At 34.4% G+C, this 14,050-nt stretch carries 16 protein-coding genes; 14 read left to right on the top strand and 2 right to left on the bottom strand.

Annotation, left to right across the window (positions count from 1 at the left end; translation table 11 throughout):
• Nucleotides 1-81 precede the first annotated feature (81 nt).
• The 4 genes from WFH39_RS05370 to WFH39_RS05355 all read left to right on the top strand — a co-directional run bounded on the left by WFH39_RS05370 (nucleotide 82) and on the right by WFH39_RS05355 (nucleotide 6,040).
• Nucleotides 82-1,227: a YEATS-associated helix-containing protein gene (locus tag WFH39_RS05370; RefSeq protein WP_336689097.1), complete on the top strand. Its 1,146-nt coding sequence runs from the start codon at nucleotides 82-84 to the stop codon at nucleotides 1,225-1,227.
• A 169-nt stretch (nucleotides 1,228-1,396) separates the two neighbouring features.
• Nucleotides 1,397-3,190, top strand: coding sequence for a coiled-coil domain-containing protein (locus WFH39_RS05365; protein WP_336689096.1), 1,794 nt, complete (start codon nucleotides 1,397-1,399; stop codon nucleotides 3,188-3,190).
• Nucleotides 3,191-3,370: 180 nt separating this feature from the next.
• The gene (eno, locus tag WFH39_RS05360) at nucleotides 3,371-4,663 is read left to right on the top strand and encodes a phosphopyruvate hydratase (protein WP_336689095.1); all 1,293 of its coding nucleotides are present in this window, start codon (nucleotides 3,371-3,373) and stop codon (nucleotides 4,661-4,663) included.
• A gap of 90 nt (nucleotides 4,664-4,753) precedes the next feature.
• Nucleotides 4,754-6,040, top strand: a complete 1,287-nt coding sequence (locus WFH39_RS05355) for a citrate synthase (RefSeq protein ID WP_076391888.1) — start codon at nucleotides 4,754-4,756, stop codon at nucleotides 6,038-6,040.
• Between the two features lie 82 nt (nucleotides 6,041-6,122).
• Here the strand turns inward: WFH39_RS05355 and WFH39_RS05350 are convergent, their stop codons facing one another.
• Both WFH39_RS05350 and WFH39_RS05345 read right to left on the bottom strand, forming a co-directional pair.
• On the bottom strand, nucleotides 6,123-6,548 hold the full coding sequence (locus tag WFH39_RS05350) for a hypothetical protein (protein WP_336689094.1): 426 nt from the start codon (nucleotides 6,546-6,548) through the stop codon (nucleotides 6,123-6,125).
• Nucleotides 6,549-6,616: 68 nt separating this feature from the next.
• The gene (locus WFH39_RS05345; RefSeq protein WP_214588350.1) at nucleotides 6,617-6,778 is read right to left on the bottom strand and encodes a hypothetical protein; all 162 of its coding nucleotides are present in this window, start codon (nucleotides 6,776-6,778) and stop codon (nucleotides 6,617-6,619) included.
• Between the two features lie 312 nt (nucleotides 6,779-7,090).
• On the opposite strand from WFH39_RS05345, the gene WFH39_RS05340 reads away from it, so the two are divergent.
• The 10 genes from WFH39_RS05340 (at nucleotide 7,091) to WFH39_RS05295 (ending at nucleotide 14,002) form a co-directional block, all read left to right on the top strand.
• On the top strand, nucleotides 7,091-8,005 hold the full coding sequence (locus WFH39_RS05340; RefSeq protein ID WP_336689093.1) for a dimethylarginine dimethylaminohydrolase family protein: 915 nt from the start codon (nucleotides 7,091-7,093) through the stop codon (nucleotides 8,003-8,005).
• An 88-nt stretch (nucleotides 8,006-8,093) separates the two neighbouring features.
• Nucleotides 8,094-8,489, top strand: coding sequence for a four helix bundle protein (locus tag WFH39_RS05335; protein ID WP_271160252.1), 396 nt, complete (start codon nucleotides 8,094-8,096; stop codon nucleotides 8,487-8,489).
• Between the two features lie 113 nt (nucleotides 8,490-8,602).
• Nucleotides 8,603-9,526: a citrulline utilization hydrolase CtlX gene (gene ctlX / locus WFH39_RS05330; protein WP_336689092.1), complete on the top strand. Its 924-nt coding sequence runs from the start codon at nucleotides 8,603-8,605 to the stop codon at nucleotides 9,524-9,526.
• A 24-nt stretch (nucleotides 9,527-9,550) separates the two neighbouring features.
• The gene (locus WFH39_RS05325; protein WP_336689091.1) at nucleotides 9,551-9,910 is read left to right on the top strand and encodes an S-adenosylmethionine decarboxylase family protein; all 360 of its coding nucleotides are present in this window, start codon (nucleotides 9,551-9,553) and stop codon (nucleotides 9,908-9,910) included.
• A gap of 3 nt (nucleotides 9,911-9,913) precedes the next feature.
• Nucleotides 9,914-11,386, top strand: a complete 1,473-nt coding sequence (locus WFH39_RS05320) for a DUF4178 domain-containing protein (protein WP_336689090.1) — start codon at nucleotides 9,914-9,916, stop codon at nucleotides 11,384-11,386.
• A 3-nt stretch (nucleotides 11,387-11,389) separates the two neighbouring features.
• Nucleotides 11,390-11,587: a hypothetical protein gene (locus WFH39_RS05315; protein WP_228423024.1), complete on the top strand. Its 198-nt coding sequence runs from the start codon at nucleotides 11,390-11,392 to the stop codon at nucleotides 11,585-11,587.
• Between the two features lie 12 nt (nucleotides 11,588-11,599).
• Nucleotides 11,600-11,815: a DUF350 domain-containing protein gene (locus WFH39_RS05310; RefSeq protein ID WP_336689089.1), complete on the top strand. Its 216-nt coding sequence runs from the start codon at nucleotides 11,600-11,602 to the stop codon at nucleotides 11,813-11,815.
• Nucleotides 11,808-13,322 (top strand): polyamine aminopropyltransferase, encoded by a 1,515-nt coding sequence (locus WFH39_RS05305; protein WP_288460345.1) that lies wholly within the window; start codon nucleotides 11,808-11,810, stop codon nucleotides 13,320-13,322. Before WFH39_RS05310 ends, WFH39_RS05305 begins: the two co-directional genes overlap by 8 nt.
• A 58-nt stretch (nucleotides 13,323-13,380) precedes the next feature.
• A complete protein-coding gene (locus tag WFH39_RS05300) occupies nucleotides 13,381-13,719 on the top strand; it encodes a hypothetical protein (protein WP_336689088.1) in 339 nt (112 codons plus the stop codon).
• Complete coding sequence (locus tag WFH39_RS05295; RefSeq protein WP_336689087.1) at nucleotides 13,703-14,002, top strand: type II toxin-antitoxin system RelE/ParE family toxin; 300 nt, start codon at nucleotides 13,703-13,705, stop codon at nucleotides 14,000-14,002. The genes WFH39_RS05300 and WFH39_RS05295 overlap by 17 nt, the downstream gene beginning before the upstream one ends.
• Nucleotides 14,003-14,050 lie beyond the last annotated feature (48 nt).

The following is a 14,050-nucleotide window of genomic DNA, read 5'->3' as shown; positions in this document are numbered from 1 at the left end:
TTTATTGAAATATTCCCTTTTTGTGTAATTGTTTTACAAACGTTTCTATCATACATTTGATATAACAAAAATACTAAAACCATGGAATTATCAATTATGTTATTAATTATGCTTGCTACAGGTATTGTAGGTGGCTGTGTTAATTATTTATTACCATCAAACAGAAAGCAAGATGGAACATTAGAACTAAGTTTCTTAAGATCTATTGTTTTAGGAATAGGAGCAACACTTTTAGTACCTATTTTTCTAAATACTGTTGATAGCCAATTAATGGACGATATTAAACTATGTAGTGAAAAAACACAAGAAAAAAGGATTAATCTTGGTAATGAAAAGCAAAAGCAACAAATTTCAATTCCCATTAAAAAAGCTCATTCTGATTCTCCAAATGTGATCACAACTAATGTAGTATCTCTGAGAAAAGATTCTTTATCCACAAAAGACTCGGTAAAATCTCAAAAAAATACTATCAATAAATCTGTGGATATAGTTCAGCCATCAAAAGATTCGGATCATAACGCAGGTAAAAAATATCTTTTATGGGGAGCATATTGTGCATTAGCTGCAATAGCGGGATTTAAGTTTATAGAACTTATTATTAAAAATGTATTACGAGCTGAAGAAGTGAGAATCTTAAGACACGAAAATCTGGAAAAAGAAAAAGAATTAGACAAAACTAAGGAAGAAAAGGAAAAGAAAGAAAAAGAATTACAGAAAAGAAAAAAATTATCTACCGCTAATCTAGTTGAGAGTGAAGCCGTAGTAAAAAATGATATAGAAAGCAATTTTAACACGAAAGAAATATATAAACATAGTAATGAAAAAACAGTTGATTACTTTCCCAAAATATTTGTTATGCCAGCTTTGCCGGGTATTACCAACTTAGACGATCCGCAAAAAGGTAGATTTGGTGGGAAATCGGAAGTTAACAATAGAAAACTTTCTGCAACCGTTACAGAGTCAAGATTGTCCGGATTTTTCAATGTTTCATTGAAGGTATCTTCTGCTGATGCAAATAATCCTATAATTTCAGAAACCTATTTTTACCTCCATGATACCTTTCTTAATCCGGTAAGAAAAGTTCTGCCAATTAATGGAGAAGTGGTATTAGAAGATTTATTAAGTTATGGAGCTTTTACAGTAGGAGTAATAACGGATTTCGGGGAAACAATTTTAGAACTAGATCTATCCGAAGGAAATTTTCCGAAAAAGTTTAAAGAAAGTTAATAGTTGAAATCAGAAAGTTAAACAAACAGATATATATTATTTTAAAAGTAAAATATGGCAGCATCATTTTTATGGTGCTGTTTTTTTGTAGTAAGATTCACCCGTTTGGGTAATTGACAGAGGTTTGTTTTTAAAGGAACTTTGATGAAGAATTTAAAAATTAATAGCCATGAAAACTAAAATTTTACTTGTGGTCTTATGTATAATCATGTTGTCCTGTAAATCAATAACAGAAACACAAACGATTAATTACAATTTTTCGAAAGGAGAATTTAATAATGTTCCTATAAAACCTGTTCAAGGGCAGCCTGTTGTTTTAAAAATTGAACATATTAATAACCTGTTTTATAAAGTTAACATTGAGTCAAAAGATATAGCAATACAAGATAAAAATCTCTTTGATGAAGAACGTCCAAAATCAGATAAGTCTCCAGAACCTTCTGAACCGAAAAAATTAGATTCTCCTGTGAAAATTGAAAATGAAATTCAAAAATCGGTTAATAAAGAAAAGTTTGAAGACAGATCAAATAAAGAACTTTCAAAAAAAATCACTGAGATTGAAAAACAAATAGAAAATAATTCAACTCTGCTAAAAGCTAAGAAATTTGAAAGGGACAATGTAATGGGCAAAATAGAAAACATAAACAAGCAATTGTCTTCAATGGAATCGTCAGATGATTTAAAAGCAAAAATTGATTCTTTGAAACCTGAAAATGATAAAATGAGAGCAGAAGTACAAAAAAAGATAGAGAAGAGAAATAAATTAGATAAAAATCAAGCGAATTATGAAAGTGAAATTAAAAGTATAAATGCTCAAATCGCTGAATATGTAAATAAAAATGACATGCTTAATTCTGAGTTAAAAAAAATTACGGATCAAGATAAAACAGCAAAGGAAATAATTGTTGATTATTTACGCGGAATAAAAAAGATGTATGCAGATCTTTATCTATCTGCAAACCAAATTTATAAGATTAATGACAATTACAATAGCTATATAGATAAAGTACTTTCACCCGAACTTACGTTAGAAGAATATACCAAAATAAAAAATAATGCGGAATTAGAAAATGCCGTAATCCTTAAAGAAGGAAAATTAAATGAATGCAACAGCGAAATTAACCTTTTCGACAATATTAAAACTAATCTTTTAATGAAGCTTAATGATGTTGAATTAGATAAGATCAAAGACCTATTAACAAAGCTTTCAGATGGTCAAAGTCTTATTACAAAATTGAACGATGATATTTCAACAGTTAAAAAAGACATAAACGATCTCTCAAAAACAGTCAATGATCTCAATATTAGAAAAAAACTGAATTATGTAGAAGGCTTAAATAGAATTCTATCAAATCCCGAAACTTACATCTATACTTCTCCTCCGATACAAGGATATGAAGATTATTTAAAATTTGATGTCAATATTACCGGCAAAAAAGCAGAAGACGGAAAATATATCATTGACAGATCAAAACTATTTGAATACAAAGAATATTTAAAAGGAGGTGTCCGTTTTGATTTTAGTATAGGTACAGTGTTTGATATAGGATCGAAACAACAGGAATACGAAATACAGCAAATAAATAATGACTTTAAGATTGTTCAGAAAACAAACAATAAATACATACCTACCATTGCTGGAATGTTACATACAAGCTGGAGATCGTCAAGCAATTTCGCATTCGGATTCACATTTGGCATTTCTATGGATATGACTAAACTTCAGTTAAACTCATTATTTCCGGGAATAAGCTTACTCGTAGGGAAAACAGATAAAATTATTTTCACAACAGGTCCTGCGCTAAGAAAAATATCAGAGTTGAAGTATGGATATGAAGCAAATCAGTTTGTATCCTCTTCATCAGAAAATTATCTTACTGATAGTTATAAATTAGGCTGGTTTATTGGTGTAAGTTGGAATTTAACCAACAAGCAAAAATCATTAATGAGGCTCGCTTATTAATAAACTTTATCTTACAGAAATCCTCCAACACCGGAGGATTTTTTATCATTAAACCATCCAGATTATCATAATATCAAAATTAACTAAAATTTAACTCACAATAACCCCATAAATTCCCATTCATTTGCTTCAAAAACTCAAAAATTCATTAAATTTGTCTGAACTATAAAAAAACGAACAATGAGTTACATTTCTTACATAGAAGCGAGACAAATTTTGGATTCAAGAGGAAATCCTACAGTTGAAGTAGATGTATTCACGGAAAGTGGTGCGATGGGACGTGCTGCGGTACCTTCCGGAGCTTCTACAGGAGAACATGAAGCGGTGGAATTGCGCGACGGCGGTTCAGAATATATGGGGAAAGGAGTTCTTAAAGCTGTTGAGAATGTAAGAGAAGTGATTGCGCCTGAGTTGGTAGGTCTTCCTGTTTACGATCAGAATCTTATCGACCAGATTATGATCGATCTTGACGGAACCAATAATAAAGGAAATCTTGGAGCAAATGCAATTCTTGGTGTTTCTTTGGCAGCGGCTAAAGCAGCAGCAGCAGAATTGAAAATGCCTTTGTACAAATATGTTGGCGGTGTCAATGCAAACACCCTTCCTGTTCCGATGATGAACGTGATCAACGGAGGTTCTCACTCTGATGCGCCGATTGCGTTTCAGGAATTTATGATCATGCCGGTAAAAGCAGATTCTTTCTCTCACGCATTGAGAAAAGGAACGGAAATTTTCCACAACCTTAAATCGATTCTTCATTCAAGAGGTTTATCTACTGCGGTAGGTGATGAAGGAGGTTTCGCACCAACGTTCAAAGGAACAGAAGATGCTTTGGATACTTTACTTCAGGCTATTGAAAAAGCTGGGTACAAGCCGGGTGATGATATTATGTTGGCGCTTGACTGTGCAGCTTCTGAATTCTACAAAGACGGAATCTATGATTACAGAAAATTCCAGACTCCGGATGCCGCTCAGTTCTCAAGCAGCGAGCAGGTTTCTTACCTTGCTGAACTGGCAGCGAAATATCCGATCATTTCAATTGAAGACGGAATGCAGGAAAACGACTGGGAAGGCTGGAAAATGTTAACCGATAAAATCGGAGACCGAGTACAGTTGGTAGGAGACGATTTATTCGTAACCAATGTTGAAAGGCTATCAAGAGGAGTAAAAGAAGGAATTGCAAACTCAATCTTGGTAAAAGTAAACCAGATCGGATCTCTCTCTGAAACAATGGCAGCGGTACAAATGGCGCAGAACAACAGATTCACTTCTGTAATGTCTCACAGATCAGGAGAAACTGAAGACTCTACAATCGCAGATTTGGCAGTAGCAATGAACTGCGGACAGATTAAAACAGGATCGGCTTCAAGATCAGACAGAATGGCGAAATACAACCAGCTGTTGAGAATTGAAGAAGCTCTTGGTGAAACCGCAGTTTTCCCGGGCTTAGGTGCTTTTAAAATCAAAAGATAATTAATCGAATTTATAAATAACGGCAAGCGAAATTTTTAGTTTGCCGTATTTTGTAATAAGTAGTATATTTAGAAAAAAATAAATTAAATAATGTCAGACAACAAGGTAATATTGAATTACGACGGTAATTCATATGAATATCCAATTGTGGATAGTACTATCGGAGACAGAGGAATCGATATTTCAAAATTAAGAGACCAGACAGGTCTAATCACTCTTGATTTAGGGTATAAGAACACCGGAGCTACACTTAGTGACATCACTTACTTAGACGGAGACAAAGGAGAATTATTCTATAGAGGATATCCGATCGAGCAGATCGCTGAGAAATCCAACTTCACAGAAGTGATGTATCTTTTGTTACACGGTGAATTGCCTTCTCAGGATCAGTACAATTCTTTCGAATCAAACATTAAAAAATATAATTTCGTAGCAGAGGAGATGAAAAAGATCATGGATGCTTTCCCTCGTTCTGCTCACCCAATGGGAGTTTTATCTTCTTTAACTTCTGCGTTAACAGCGTTTAATCCAAAAGCAGTTAACGTAAATTCTAAAGAAGAAATGGATCATGCGGCAGAATTGTTAATTGCAAAATTCTCTCACCTTTGCGCATGGACGTACAGAAAAACTCAGGGATTGCCGCTTAATCATGGAGACAACAGCCTGAATTATGTAGAAAACTTCTACAAAATGGCTTTCAGAATGCCAAATCAGGAATTTGAAATCGATCCTGTTGTAGTAGGAGCTTTGGATAAACTGTTAATTCTTCATGCAGATCACGAGCAAAACTGTTCTACTTCTACAGTGAGAATGGTAGGTTCTGCTCATACAGGTCTTTTTGCTTCAGTTTCTGCAGGGGTTTCTGCACTTTGGGGACCACTTCATGGTGGAGCAAACCAGGCAGTTATCGAAATGCTTGAACTGATCGAAAAAGATGGAGGAGATGTATCTAAATACATTGCAAAAGCAAAAGATAAAAACGATAACTTCCGTTTAATGGGATTCGGACACAGAGTATACAAAAACTTCGATCCGAGAGCTAAAATCATCAAGAAAGCTGCTGATGATATTCTTAATGCATTAGGAATTCAGGATAAAGCGCTTGATATTGCAATGCAGTTGGAAAGAGTAGCTCTTGAAGACGAATACTTCGTAGAAAGAAAACTATATCCAAACGTAGATTTCTATTCAGGAATTATCTACAGAGCATTAGGAATTCCTACAGAAATGTTCACCGTAATGTTCGCATTAGGAAGACTTCCGGGATGGATTTCTCAGTGGAAAGAAATGAGACTGAAAGGAGACCCGATCGGAAGACCAAGACAGGTTTACCAAGGGGCTCCAAAAAGAGACTATATTGATATGGTTAACAGGTAATCAGTATCCTGATATAAATAAAATCCCGAAGCTTGCTTTGGGATTTTTTTATTTCTCAGCTTTGGAAAATTTTTTTATTTTTTTACTGCTGTATTTGTATCATCGTCCTTACACCTTGGATCATTATCATCGAAGCTCTTCCTGTTTCAATAAAATATTCTAAAATTTTGCCATTTTCCAGTTCTACAGAACCTAAGGAAAATCTCTGTGTTTCACTTTTAAAATTTCCATAAAATTGATCTGTTGAATTGATCAGGCTTCCTGAAGAAAGTATTCCGTTTTGTAGAGTAACGAGTTTCTTCGTAGTTAAAACACTTAAATTATCAGCATCTATAATGATTGAGCATATAATTAATTCATCGTTATGTAATTCAAAAGGATAGTTTGTAAACAAATTTTTTGAATCATTTTCATAGAATGTACTCCATTTGAAATCATAAGGTTTCATTGTACATCTCTTAATTTTTGCGATGCAGATATGGTGTAAAGATTTGTCTGATTTTTTCATTCTGATTAACAAAAATAAACTAAAAAATAAAACCTGCTTCAAAAGCAGGCTTTAATTTTAATTTCTGGTTATGGACACTGGCATCTGTCGCAAGTCCAGAGTGTACATTTTCCTGTTTCAAAATCATATTCGCAGCAACGTCTTGCGGTGGTTGCTCCTCCAATGATGTTTTTTTGTTGCTCTCTGCCTAATTTTTGTGCTTTAAGAAGCACGGTTTTTTTTGCGTTCATGATTTTTTTGTGTTTGATTGTTAATGTTTTATAGTCTAATTTTTCTCAAAATTATATCACTAATATAGGAATTTTAATTGATATTTACTCAATTTTATTGAAAAATAATTCATAATCTAATTATATTGAATAAAATTATCTGATAAAATCGCTTATTTAAGTGAATAAATGCTTTAGTCTATCAATCTGCTGAAGTAAAAAACTGTAAGAAGATTATTTCATAGATTTATATTGCGCAGATCGCCTAAAAACAGGACAAAAGTTTCCCAGATTCAGTCCTTTACTTATATTTGTAGCATTGCATAAATCTTTATGAAGCTAAATATAAAAAACGAAACGGGAAGGCTGAAATCAGTGGTTTTAGGGCAGCCCAATTCAATGGGAGCAGTTCCTACATTAGAGGAAAGCTATGATGCAAAGTCATATCATTCAATCGAAAATAACATCTATCCGAAAGAGTCGGATATCATCCATGAAATGAACGCTTTTGAAGCAGTTTTAAAAAAATATGACGTAGAAGTTCTTCGTCCGGACATCATTGCAGATTACAATCAGGTTTTTGCAAGAGATGTTGCCTTTGTAATCGATGATAAAATGATCATTTCCAATGTTATTGCAGACCGTGCAGACGAACAGGAAGCTTATAAAACGGTTTTTGAAAAAGTGGCGTGGAGAAAAATAATTAATCTTCCGGAAACAGCACACATTGAAGGTGGAGATGTTATTGTCTGGGACGATTTTCTGTTTATCGGAACGTGTTTCAGTGAAGATTACAGAAGTTATAAAACGGCAAGAACCAATGAATATGCGATCGAAATTCTGAAAGAATACTTTCCTAAAAAAAGAATCATCGATCTGGAACTGAAAAAGAACGACAGGATACCATACGAAGGAATTTTACACTTGGACTGTACATTCAATCCTATCGGAAAAGATAAATGTATTATTTATAAAGACGGATTTGTAGACGAAAGCGATTACCGACTGATTATTGATATTTTCGGGGAAGAAAACTGTTTCCAGGTTACAGCAGAAGAAATGTTTGAAATGTTCCCGAATATTTTTTCAATCTCTCCGGAAATCGTAGTTTCCGACAAAGCATTCACCAGAATGAACAATCATCTCAGAAACGAATGGGGAATGACCGTTGAAGAAATTCCGTACCGCGAGATTTCTAAAATGGGAGGATTGTTGAGATGTTCTACAATGCCGCTTGTTAGAGAGTAGTTGAGTTTGAGAGTCTGAGTGTTTTAGAGTTAGAAAGTTTTGGGGCTGAGTTGTTGTTATTTTTTCTATTTTAGCTTAAAATACAAAGATGTCAACAATTAAATTTCACCAAGATTTAAAGGTGTTTCAAAAGTCAGTAGAATTTGCGATGATAATTTTTGAACTCACAAAATCTTTTCCTAAAGAAGAACTCTACTCTCTTACAGATCAAATAAGGCGTTCATCACGATCCGTTTCGGCAAATATAAGCGAAGCTTGGGGAAAAAGAAAGTATGAAAAATCTTTCGTCGCAAAGCTTACAGATTCTGAAGGAGAAGCAAGAGAAACCCAAACATGGCTCTTGTACGCATGGAAATGCAAATATATAAATGAAGAACAGTTTATTAGTTTAAATAAACAATACAATCAAATAATCGGGATGTTGGTCAATATGATGAGTCAGTCTGGAAAATGGTGTTCGTTTTCACAAAATAAGAATGAGTAGTAATTTTGCACTAAAACACTAAAACACTAAAACACTAAAACACTAAAACACTAAAACACTAAAACACTAAAACACTCAGACTCTCAAACCCAAAACACCCTCAAACCCAAAGTATGCAGACAACAGATACAGTACTAATGATAGAGCCGATTGCATTCGGATTTAATGCAGAAACGGCAAAAAATAATTATTTTCAGGTAGAGCAGAAAGGTTTCGATACCCAGTTCAAAGCTTTGTCTGAATTTAAAGCTTTTGTTGAAAAATTACGAAGCAAAGGAATCAATGTCATCACCATAAAAGATACATTGGATCCACATACTCCGGATTCTATTTTCCCAAACAACTGGGTAAGTTTTCATAATGACGGAAAAGTGGTTTTATATCCGATGTTCGCTTCCAACAGAAGAGTGGAAAGAAGAGACGATATTATTGAAACCATTAAAGAACAGGGATTTGAAGTCGCTGAAATCGACGACTGGTCTTTTCCTGAAACACAGGGACACTTTTTGGAAGGAACAGGAAGCATGATCTTCGATCACGATAACAAAATTGCTTACGGTTCGGTTTCTTTAAGACTGGATGAAAACCTGTTCAGAGAATTTTGCGAGAAGTACGGTTTTACACCGGTTGTTTTTCATTCATTCCAAACCGTTGGAGAGGAAAGACTTCCGATTTACCACACCAATGTAATGATGTGTGTAGCAGATAAATTTGTGGTAATCTGTCTGGATTGTATAGATGATGAACTCGAAAGAAGCAAAGTCATTGAAACCATTAAAAACTCAGGAAAAGAAATTATTGAAATTTCTGAAGAGCAGATGCAGCAGTTTGCCGGAAATATGCTTCAGGTAAATAATAAAGACGGACAGAAATTTTTGGTAATGAGTGAAACCGCTTATAAATCCTTACATCAGGATCAGGTTTCAGCAATTGAAAAGTATTGTGAGATTATCTATTCAGATTTAAATACAATTGAAGTAAACGGAGGCGGAAGTGCACGTTGTATGCTTGCAGAAGTTTTCTTACCAAAAAAATAATATATTTGCTGAAAATACATTGAATTGGAATCAATTACCAGCAAAGGTTTACATATTCTTCTGACTTTGGAAACGGAGTCAGAAGCTTTGTTAATAGACGGTGACGGTTTCTTGACATTTACCGAAAATATGCTCGCAACAAAAGACGTGGAAATTGTAGGAATTACCAGTCATATTTTTGAAAATAACAGCTTTACTTCCGCGGTTTGTCTTAAAGAATCCCACCTCTGTATTCATACGTGGCCGGAATTTAAACAACTTACTTTTGATGTTTTTCTCTGCAATTATCTGCAGGATAACACAGAAAAAGTTGAAAAAATTGCAGATGAAGTAATAGACTATTTTAAAGCTAAAACCATTCAGAAACACAAAATTTACAGATAAAAAATGTATTACACTTGTCCTTTATGTAAGACAGAGAATAAGATTGATGCAGATTTTCAGATCACAGAATACATTTGCCGATCTTGTTCCAATCTTATTGATATTCAAAAAAATACTTCTACAAAGGTTGTTAAGAAACCTATAGAAAACGTAGTGCTGGAAATCGGGCAGAAAGGAATTATTGATGAAAAAGAATATACCGTTACAGGAATTATCATCCGCAAATACGGAACCAGTATTTTTTGGAGAGAATATTATTTAAAAGATACAAAAGGAGAAGATGCTTTTTTAAGTGAGAGTGATGGACACTGGACTTTTCTTCATACCATTAATGCAATGGATGTAAAGAAAAAACTGAACGGAAAAGTAATGGAACTGCATGGAAGAAATTTCCGCTGGTACGAAACTACAGAATGCACCATTCATTCTGCAGCAGGTTTTTTTGAAGATAAACTGGATTTCGGACTGGCAACATACAAAGAGTACGTGAATGCGACTCAGATGATTTCGCATGAACACTCTAAAGGTAAAAATGAATTCTTCTTTGGCGAACATATCTCAAAATACAAAGTAAAAAAAGCATTCGGGATTTCAAACCTTCCCAATTATTCAGGAATAGGAATTGTTCAGCCATTTTATGTAAATGTAAAGCACACCATTAATATTATGGCGGTTTCAGCATTATTAATCAGCCTGATTCAGTTATATGTAGTCGGGACGAGAACCAATAAATCGGTTTTTGAGCAGGAAATTAATTTTGCAGATGTCCGCAATAAAGAAATGGTCAGCAAAAGCTTTGATTTATCAGGCGGTTCTGCCCCATTGAAAGTTGAGGTATATTCCAATGTGGATAATTCCTGGGCAAATGTCGGCTTAGGATTGGTGAACGAGAAAACCAACGAAATTGTCTATGCTTCAAAAGATATTGAAGAATATCACGGATATGAAGACGGTGAAAACTGGAGCGAAGGAAGAAAGAATGAAAGTTTTAATTTTTGCGGAGTAGCTCCCGGAAAATACCATTTCACGATTTCAGCAGAAAAACAGGAAACTCCAAAGGAAACTCCACCTTCTTATTATGCAACTCAGGACGGAAGTTTAACCTTATCCAGAGATAACAACGGAACCATTAATGTTACCAACAACAATACGATGGAAACAACGGCTTTCGGAAGCTCAAAAATGATTAAGGAAGACACAATAAGCAGTCTCGGACAATTTGTTCATCAGACTTTAGGAAAAGCGGATATCGACTCCCTTCTGAATACCAATCTTGCAGCCGGAACCACAACAGCAGAGTTAACCGAAAACAAATCGGTTAAAATTAAAGCAGAATGGCTTCCTGTTTCCTTCAGGAATTTTGTGTTTATTCTTTTGTTTATCATCGGGTTTGTCGCAGCAGTCTGGTTCGGAAGAAAATCTTTCGAAAGATCAAAATGGTTCAACAGTTCAAATTCACCTTACACCTACTCATAAACGATGGAAACTATTATTAATTACATAAAAGAACACTGGATTCTCTGTCTCATCGGAGTATTTTTTGTCGGCTGGTTTACTTATCTCACTTTTGACGGCAACCAATTCTGCGACTGCGAGAAAACGGAAACATACAGAGACGGAACAACGCGAAGACATCACTCTTCCGGAGTGGGCTATTACAGATACTATCACAAATAAAAAATATAAGCTATGGATCAGATCAACTTTTTACCGGTCATCAATTCAGTGATTTATTCCTTTCTGGGAATTGCCATATTGCTGGTTTGTTATTTAATCATTGAAAAAATAACGCCGGAAAAAACGTGGTACGAAATCTCTCACAATAAAAATACTGCTTTGGCGATTATTTTCGGAGCATTCATCATCGGGATATCAATGATCATAAGCGCAGCAATTCATGGATAAAAAGAGGATTCCTCTTGAACTGCTGTTGATGTTTTCGGTGTTTGTCATCGCAACCTGCGGACTGATCTACGAATTGGTGGCGGGAGCTTTGGCGAGCTATCTTTTGGGCGATTCCGTGAAGCAGTTTTCCTTCATCATCGGAGTCTATCTTTTTTCGATGGGAGTGGGATCATATTTTGCCAAATTCATCAAAGGAAATTTAATTGATAAATTCATAGAAATTGAAATTCTGGTCGGGATCATCGGCGGAATAAGCTCTGTGGTTTTATTTATTCTGTTCAATACTTTGGCTCATTTTGAAGCTGTTTTATACCTTTTTGTGTTTTTTACGGGCTGTCTGGTTGGAGTAGAAATTCCGTTGTTGATGAATATTCTAAAAGACAGAGTTCAGTTCAAAGATCTCGTTTCAAATGTTTTCGCCTTTGATTATATCGGAGCTTTATTGGCTTCTATTCTGTTTCCTTTGGTATTGATACCGCAATTGGGAATCGTAAAAACCCCTCTGTTTTTTGGCTTGGTTAATATTTCCATTGCCATATTTTTATGTTTTTATCTGAAAAATGAACTTTCAAAACCAGTTTCATTAAGAGTTAAATCAATCGGAGCCTTTCTTTTGCTTGTTATTCTCTTTATTTTTTCAGACAGAATTTTATCATTTTCGGAAGAAAAACTGTACGGTGAAAATGTCGTTTACACCAAAAGTTCGCCCTACCAAAGAATCGTTTTAACCAGAAACAGCCGCGAATTCAGATTATATCTTAATAATAATTTACAGTTTTCTTCGGTAGACGAATACCGTTATCATGAAGCGTTGGTTCATCCTGCGATGTCGATGGCTAAAAAGATCGATCATATTTTAATTCTCGGTGGCGGAGACGGTTTTGCCGTTCGGGAAGTTTTAAAATACAAAGAAGTAAAAGACATCACTCTGGTCGATTTAGACGGAGAAATGACGGATTTTTTCAGGAATAATGAAACCATGCGCCAATTGAACCAAAGTTCTTTATCCAATCCAAAGCTGAAAGTAATCAACAAAGATGCTTATATCTGGGTAAAAGAAAACTCAAAAAAGTACGATGTCATTATCATCGATTTTCCAGATCCTTCCAATTACAGTTTAGGAAAATTGTATTCCTTACAGTTTTACAAAGAGCTGGAAAGACTGACTACTTTAGATACAAAGATTGTGGTACAGACTACTTCTCCTTACTTTGCCCCGAAATCTTTCTGGTGTATTGAGAAAACAATTAATCAGGTTTTTCCTTTTACTTCCGCGTATCACACGTATGTTCCGTCATTCGGAGAATGGGGATTTTCAATGGCTTCCTTTGAACCGATCAACAATAAAATCTATCGTAAGATTCCAAACTTGAAATTTTATGATTACAATTTTTCACAACTCTCTTACTTTACGAAAGATATGAAAACAAAAGATATTGAAGTCAATCGATTGGATAACCAAATTTTAGTACGATATTTTGATGAAGAATGGGGAAAAGTTCAGTAGAAAAGTGTCAATTATTTATTATATTTGTATCATAAATTGATACTTAAATTGTAAAAATATGATAGCTGAAATTGAAAAATATATAGAAATCCAGAACAACATCGATCAGATTCTGAAAGATTCACCATTTAAAATTTCTTACATTATCGAAAAAACAGGGATCAAAAAGCCGACCTTTTTTAAAAAAATGAAAGAAAAAAGATTTACTTCCGAAGAACTGCTTTCTATTGCTAAAGTAATGGAGCCTGTTTATAGAAACGAAACCCATGAAGAGATTTTAGAATCGTTGAAAAGATCTGAGGAAGATTTCAGAATGGGTAGAACAATATCTCACCAGGAATTAATGAAGCAGGCTCGAGCAAGATTACAACAGCGTAAGAATGAGGGTAGAATATAGTGATCTTTCCAAGAAAGATTTTGAAAATCTTCAGGATTATCTTTTTGATCAATGGGGCGTTCTGGTTTTAGAAAATTTTTTGGATAAATATGATGAGGCTATTCAAATGCTACTTTCAAAAAATGTATACTTTGAAAAATATAGAGATACAGGTTTTATGAAATATTTGGTAACGAAACACAATTACATCATTTATGATTATCAGGATGATATGTTGAGAATCCACAGAGTTATCAACAATTTCCAGAATCCCGATGACAATTATGAAAGCATCTCAAAATAACCATTAAATCTTGCCAACTCAACCTACTCAATTTTCACGTAAAGATTT

The sequence above is a fragment of the Chryseobacterium sp. MMO-72 genome (genome assembly GCF_037146035.1).
In the GTDB taxonomy this organism is placed as follows: Bacteria; Bacteroidota; Bacteroidia; order Flavobacteriales; family Weeksellaceae; genus Chryseobacterium; species Chryseobacterium indicum.
Note: the sequence above shows the minus strand (reverse complement) of the source record. Positions and strands in the feature narration are given on the sequence as shown.

Excerpts from the sequence above, each read along its gene's own strand:
- WFH39_RS05370 (WP_336689097.1), top strand. The coding sequence starts at position 82 with ATGGAATTATCAATTATGTTATTAATTATGCTTGCTACAGGTATTGTA.
- WFH39_RS05365 (WP_336689096.1), top strand. The coding sequence starts at position 1,397 with ATGAAAACTAAAATTTTACTTGTGGTCTTATGTATAATCATGTTGTCC.
- eno (WP_336689095.1), top strand. The coding sequence starts at position 3,371 with ATGAGTTACATTTCTTACATAGAAGCGAGACAAATTTTGGATTCAAGA.
- WFH39_RS05355 (WP_076391888.1), top strand. The coding sequence starts at position 4,754 with ATGTCAGACAACAAGGTAATATTGAATTACGACGGTAATTCATATGAA.
- WFH39_RS05350 (WP_336689094.1), bottom strand. The coding sequence starts at position 6,548 with ATGAAAAAATCAGACAAATCTTTACACCATATCTGCATCGCAAAAATT.
- WFH39_RS05345 (WP_214588350.1), bottom strand. The coding sequence starts at position 6,778 with ATGAACGCAAAAAAAACCGTGCTTCTTAAAGCACAAAAATTAGGCAGA.
- WFH39_RS05340 (WP_336689093.1), top strand. The coding sequence starts at position 7,091 with ATGAAGCTAAATATAAAAAACGAAACGGGAAGGCTGAAATCAGTGGTT.
- WFH39_RS05335 (WP_271160252.1), top strand. The coding sequence starts at position 8,094 with ATGTCAACAATTAAATTTCACCAAGATTTAAAGGTGTTTCAAAAGTCA.
- ctlX (WP_336689092.1), top strand. The coding sequence starts at position 8,603 with ATGCAGACAACAGATACAGTACTAATGATAGAGCCGATTGCATTCGGA.
- WFH39_RS05320 (WP_336689090.1), top strand. The coding sequence starts at position 9,914 with ATGTATTACACTTGTCCTTTATGTAAGACAGAGAATAAGATTGATGCA.
- WFH39_RS05315 (WP_228423024.1), top strand. The coding sequence starts at position 11,390 with ATGGAAACTATTATTAATTACATAAAAGAACACTGGATTCTCTGTCTC.
- WFH39_RS05310 (WP_336689089.1), top strand. The coding sequence starts at position 11,600 with ATGGATCAGATCAACTTTTTACCGGTCATCAATTCAGTGATTTATTCC.
- WFH39_RS05305 (WP_288460345.1), top strand. The coding sequence starts at position 11,808 with ATGGATAAAAAGAGGATTCCTCTTGAACTGCTGTTGATGTTTTCGGTG.
- WFH39_RS05300 (WP_336689088.1), top strand. The coding sequence starts at position 13,381 with ATGATAGCTGAAATTGAAAAATATATAGAAATCCAGAACAACATCGAT.
- WFH39_RS05295 (WP_336689087.1), top strand. The coding sequence starts at position 13,703 with ATGAGGGTAGAATATAGTGATCTTTCCAAGAAAGATTTTGAAAATCTT.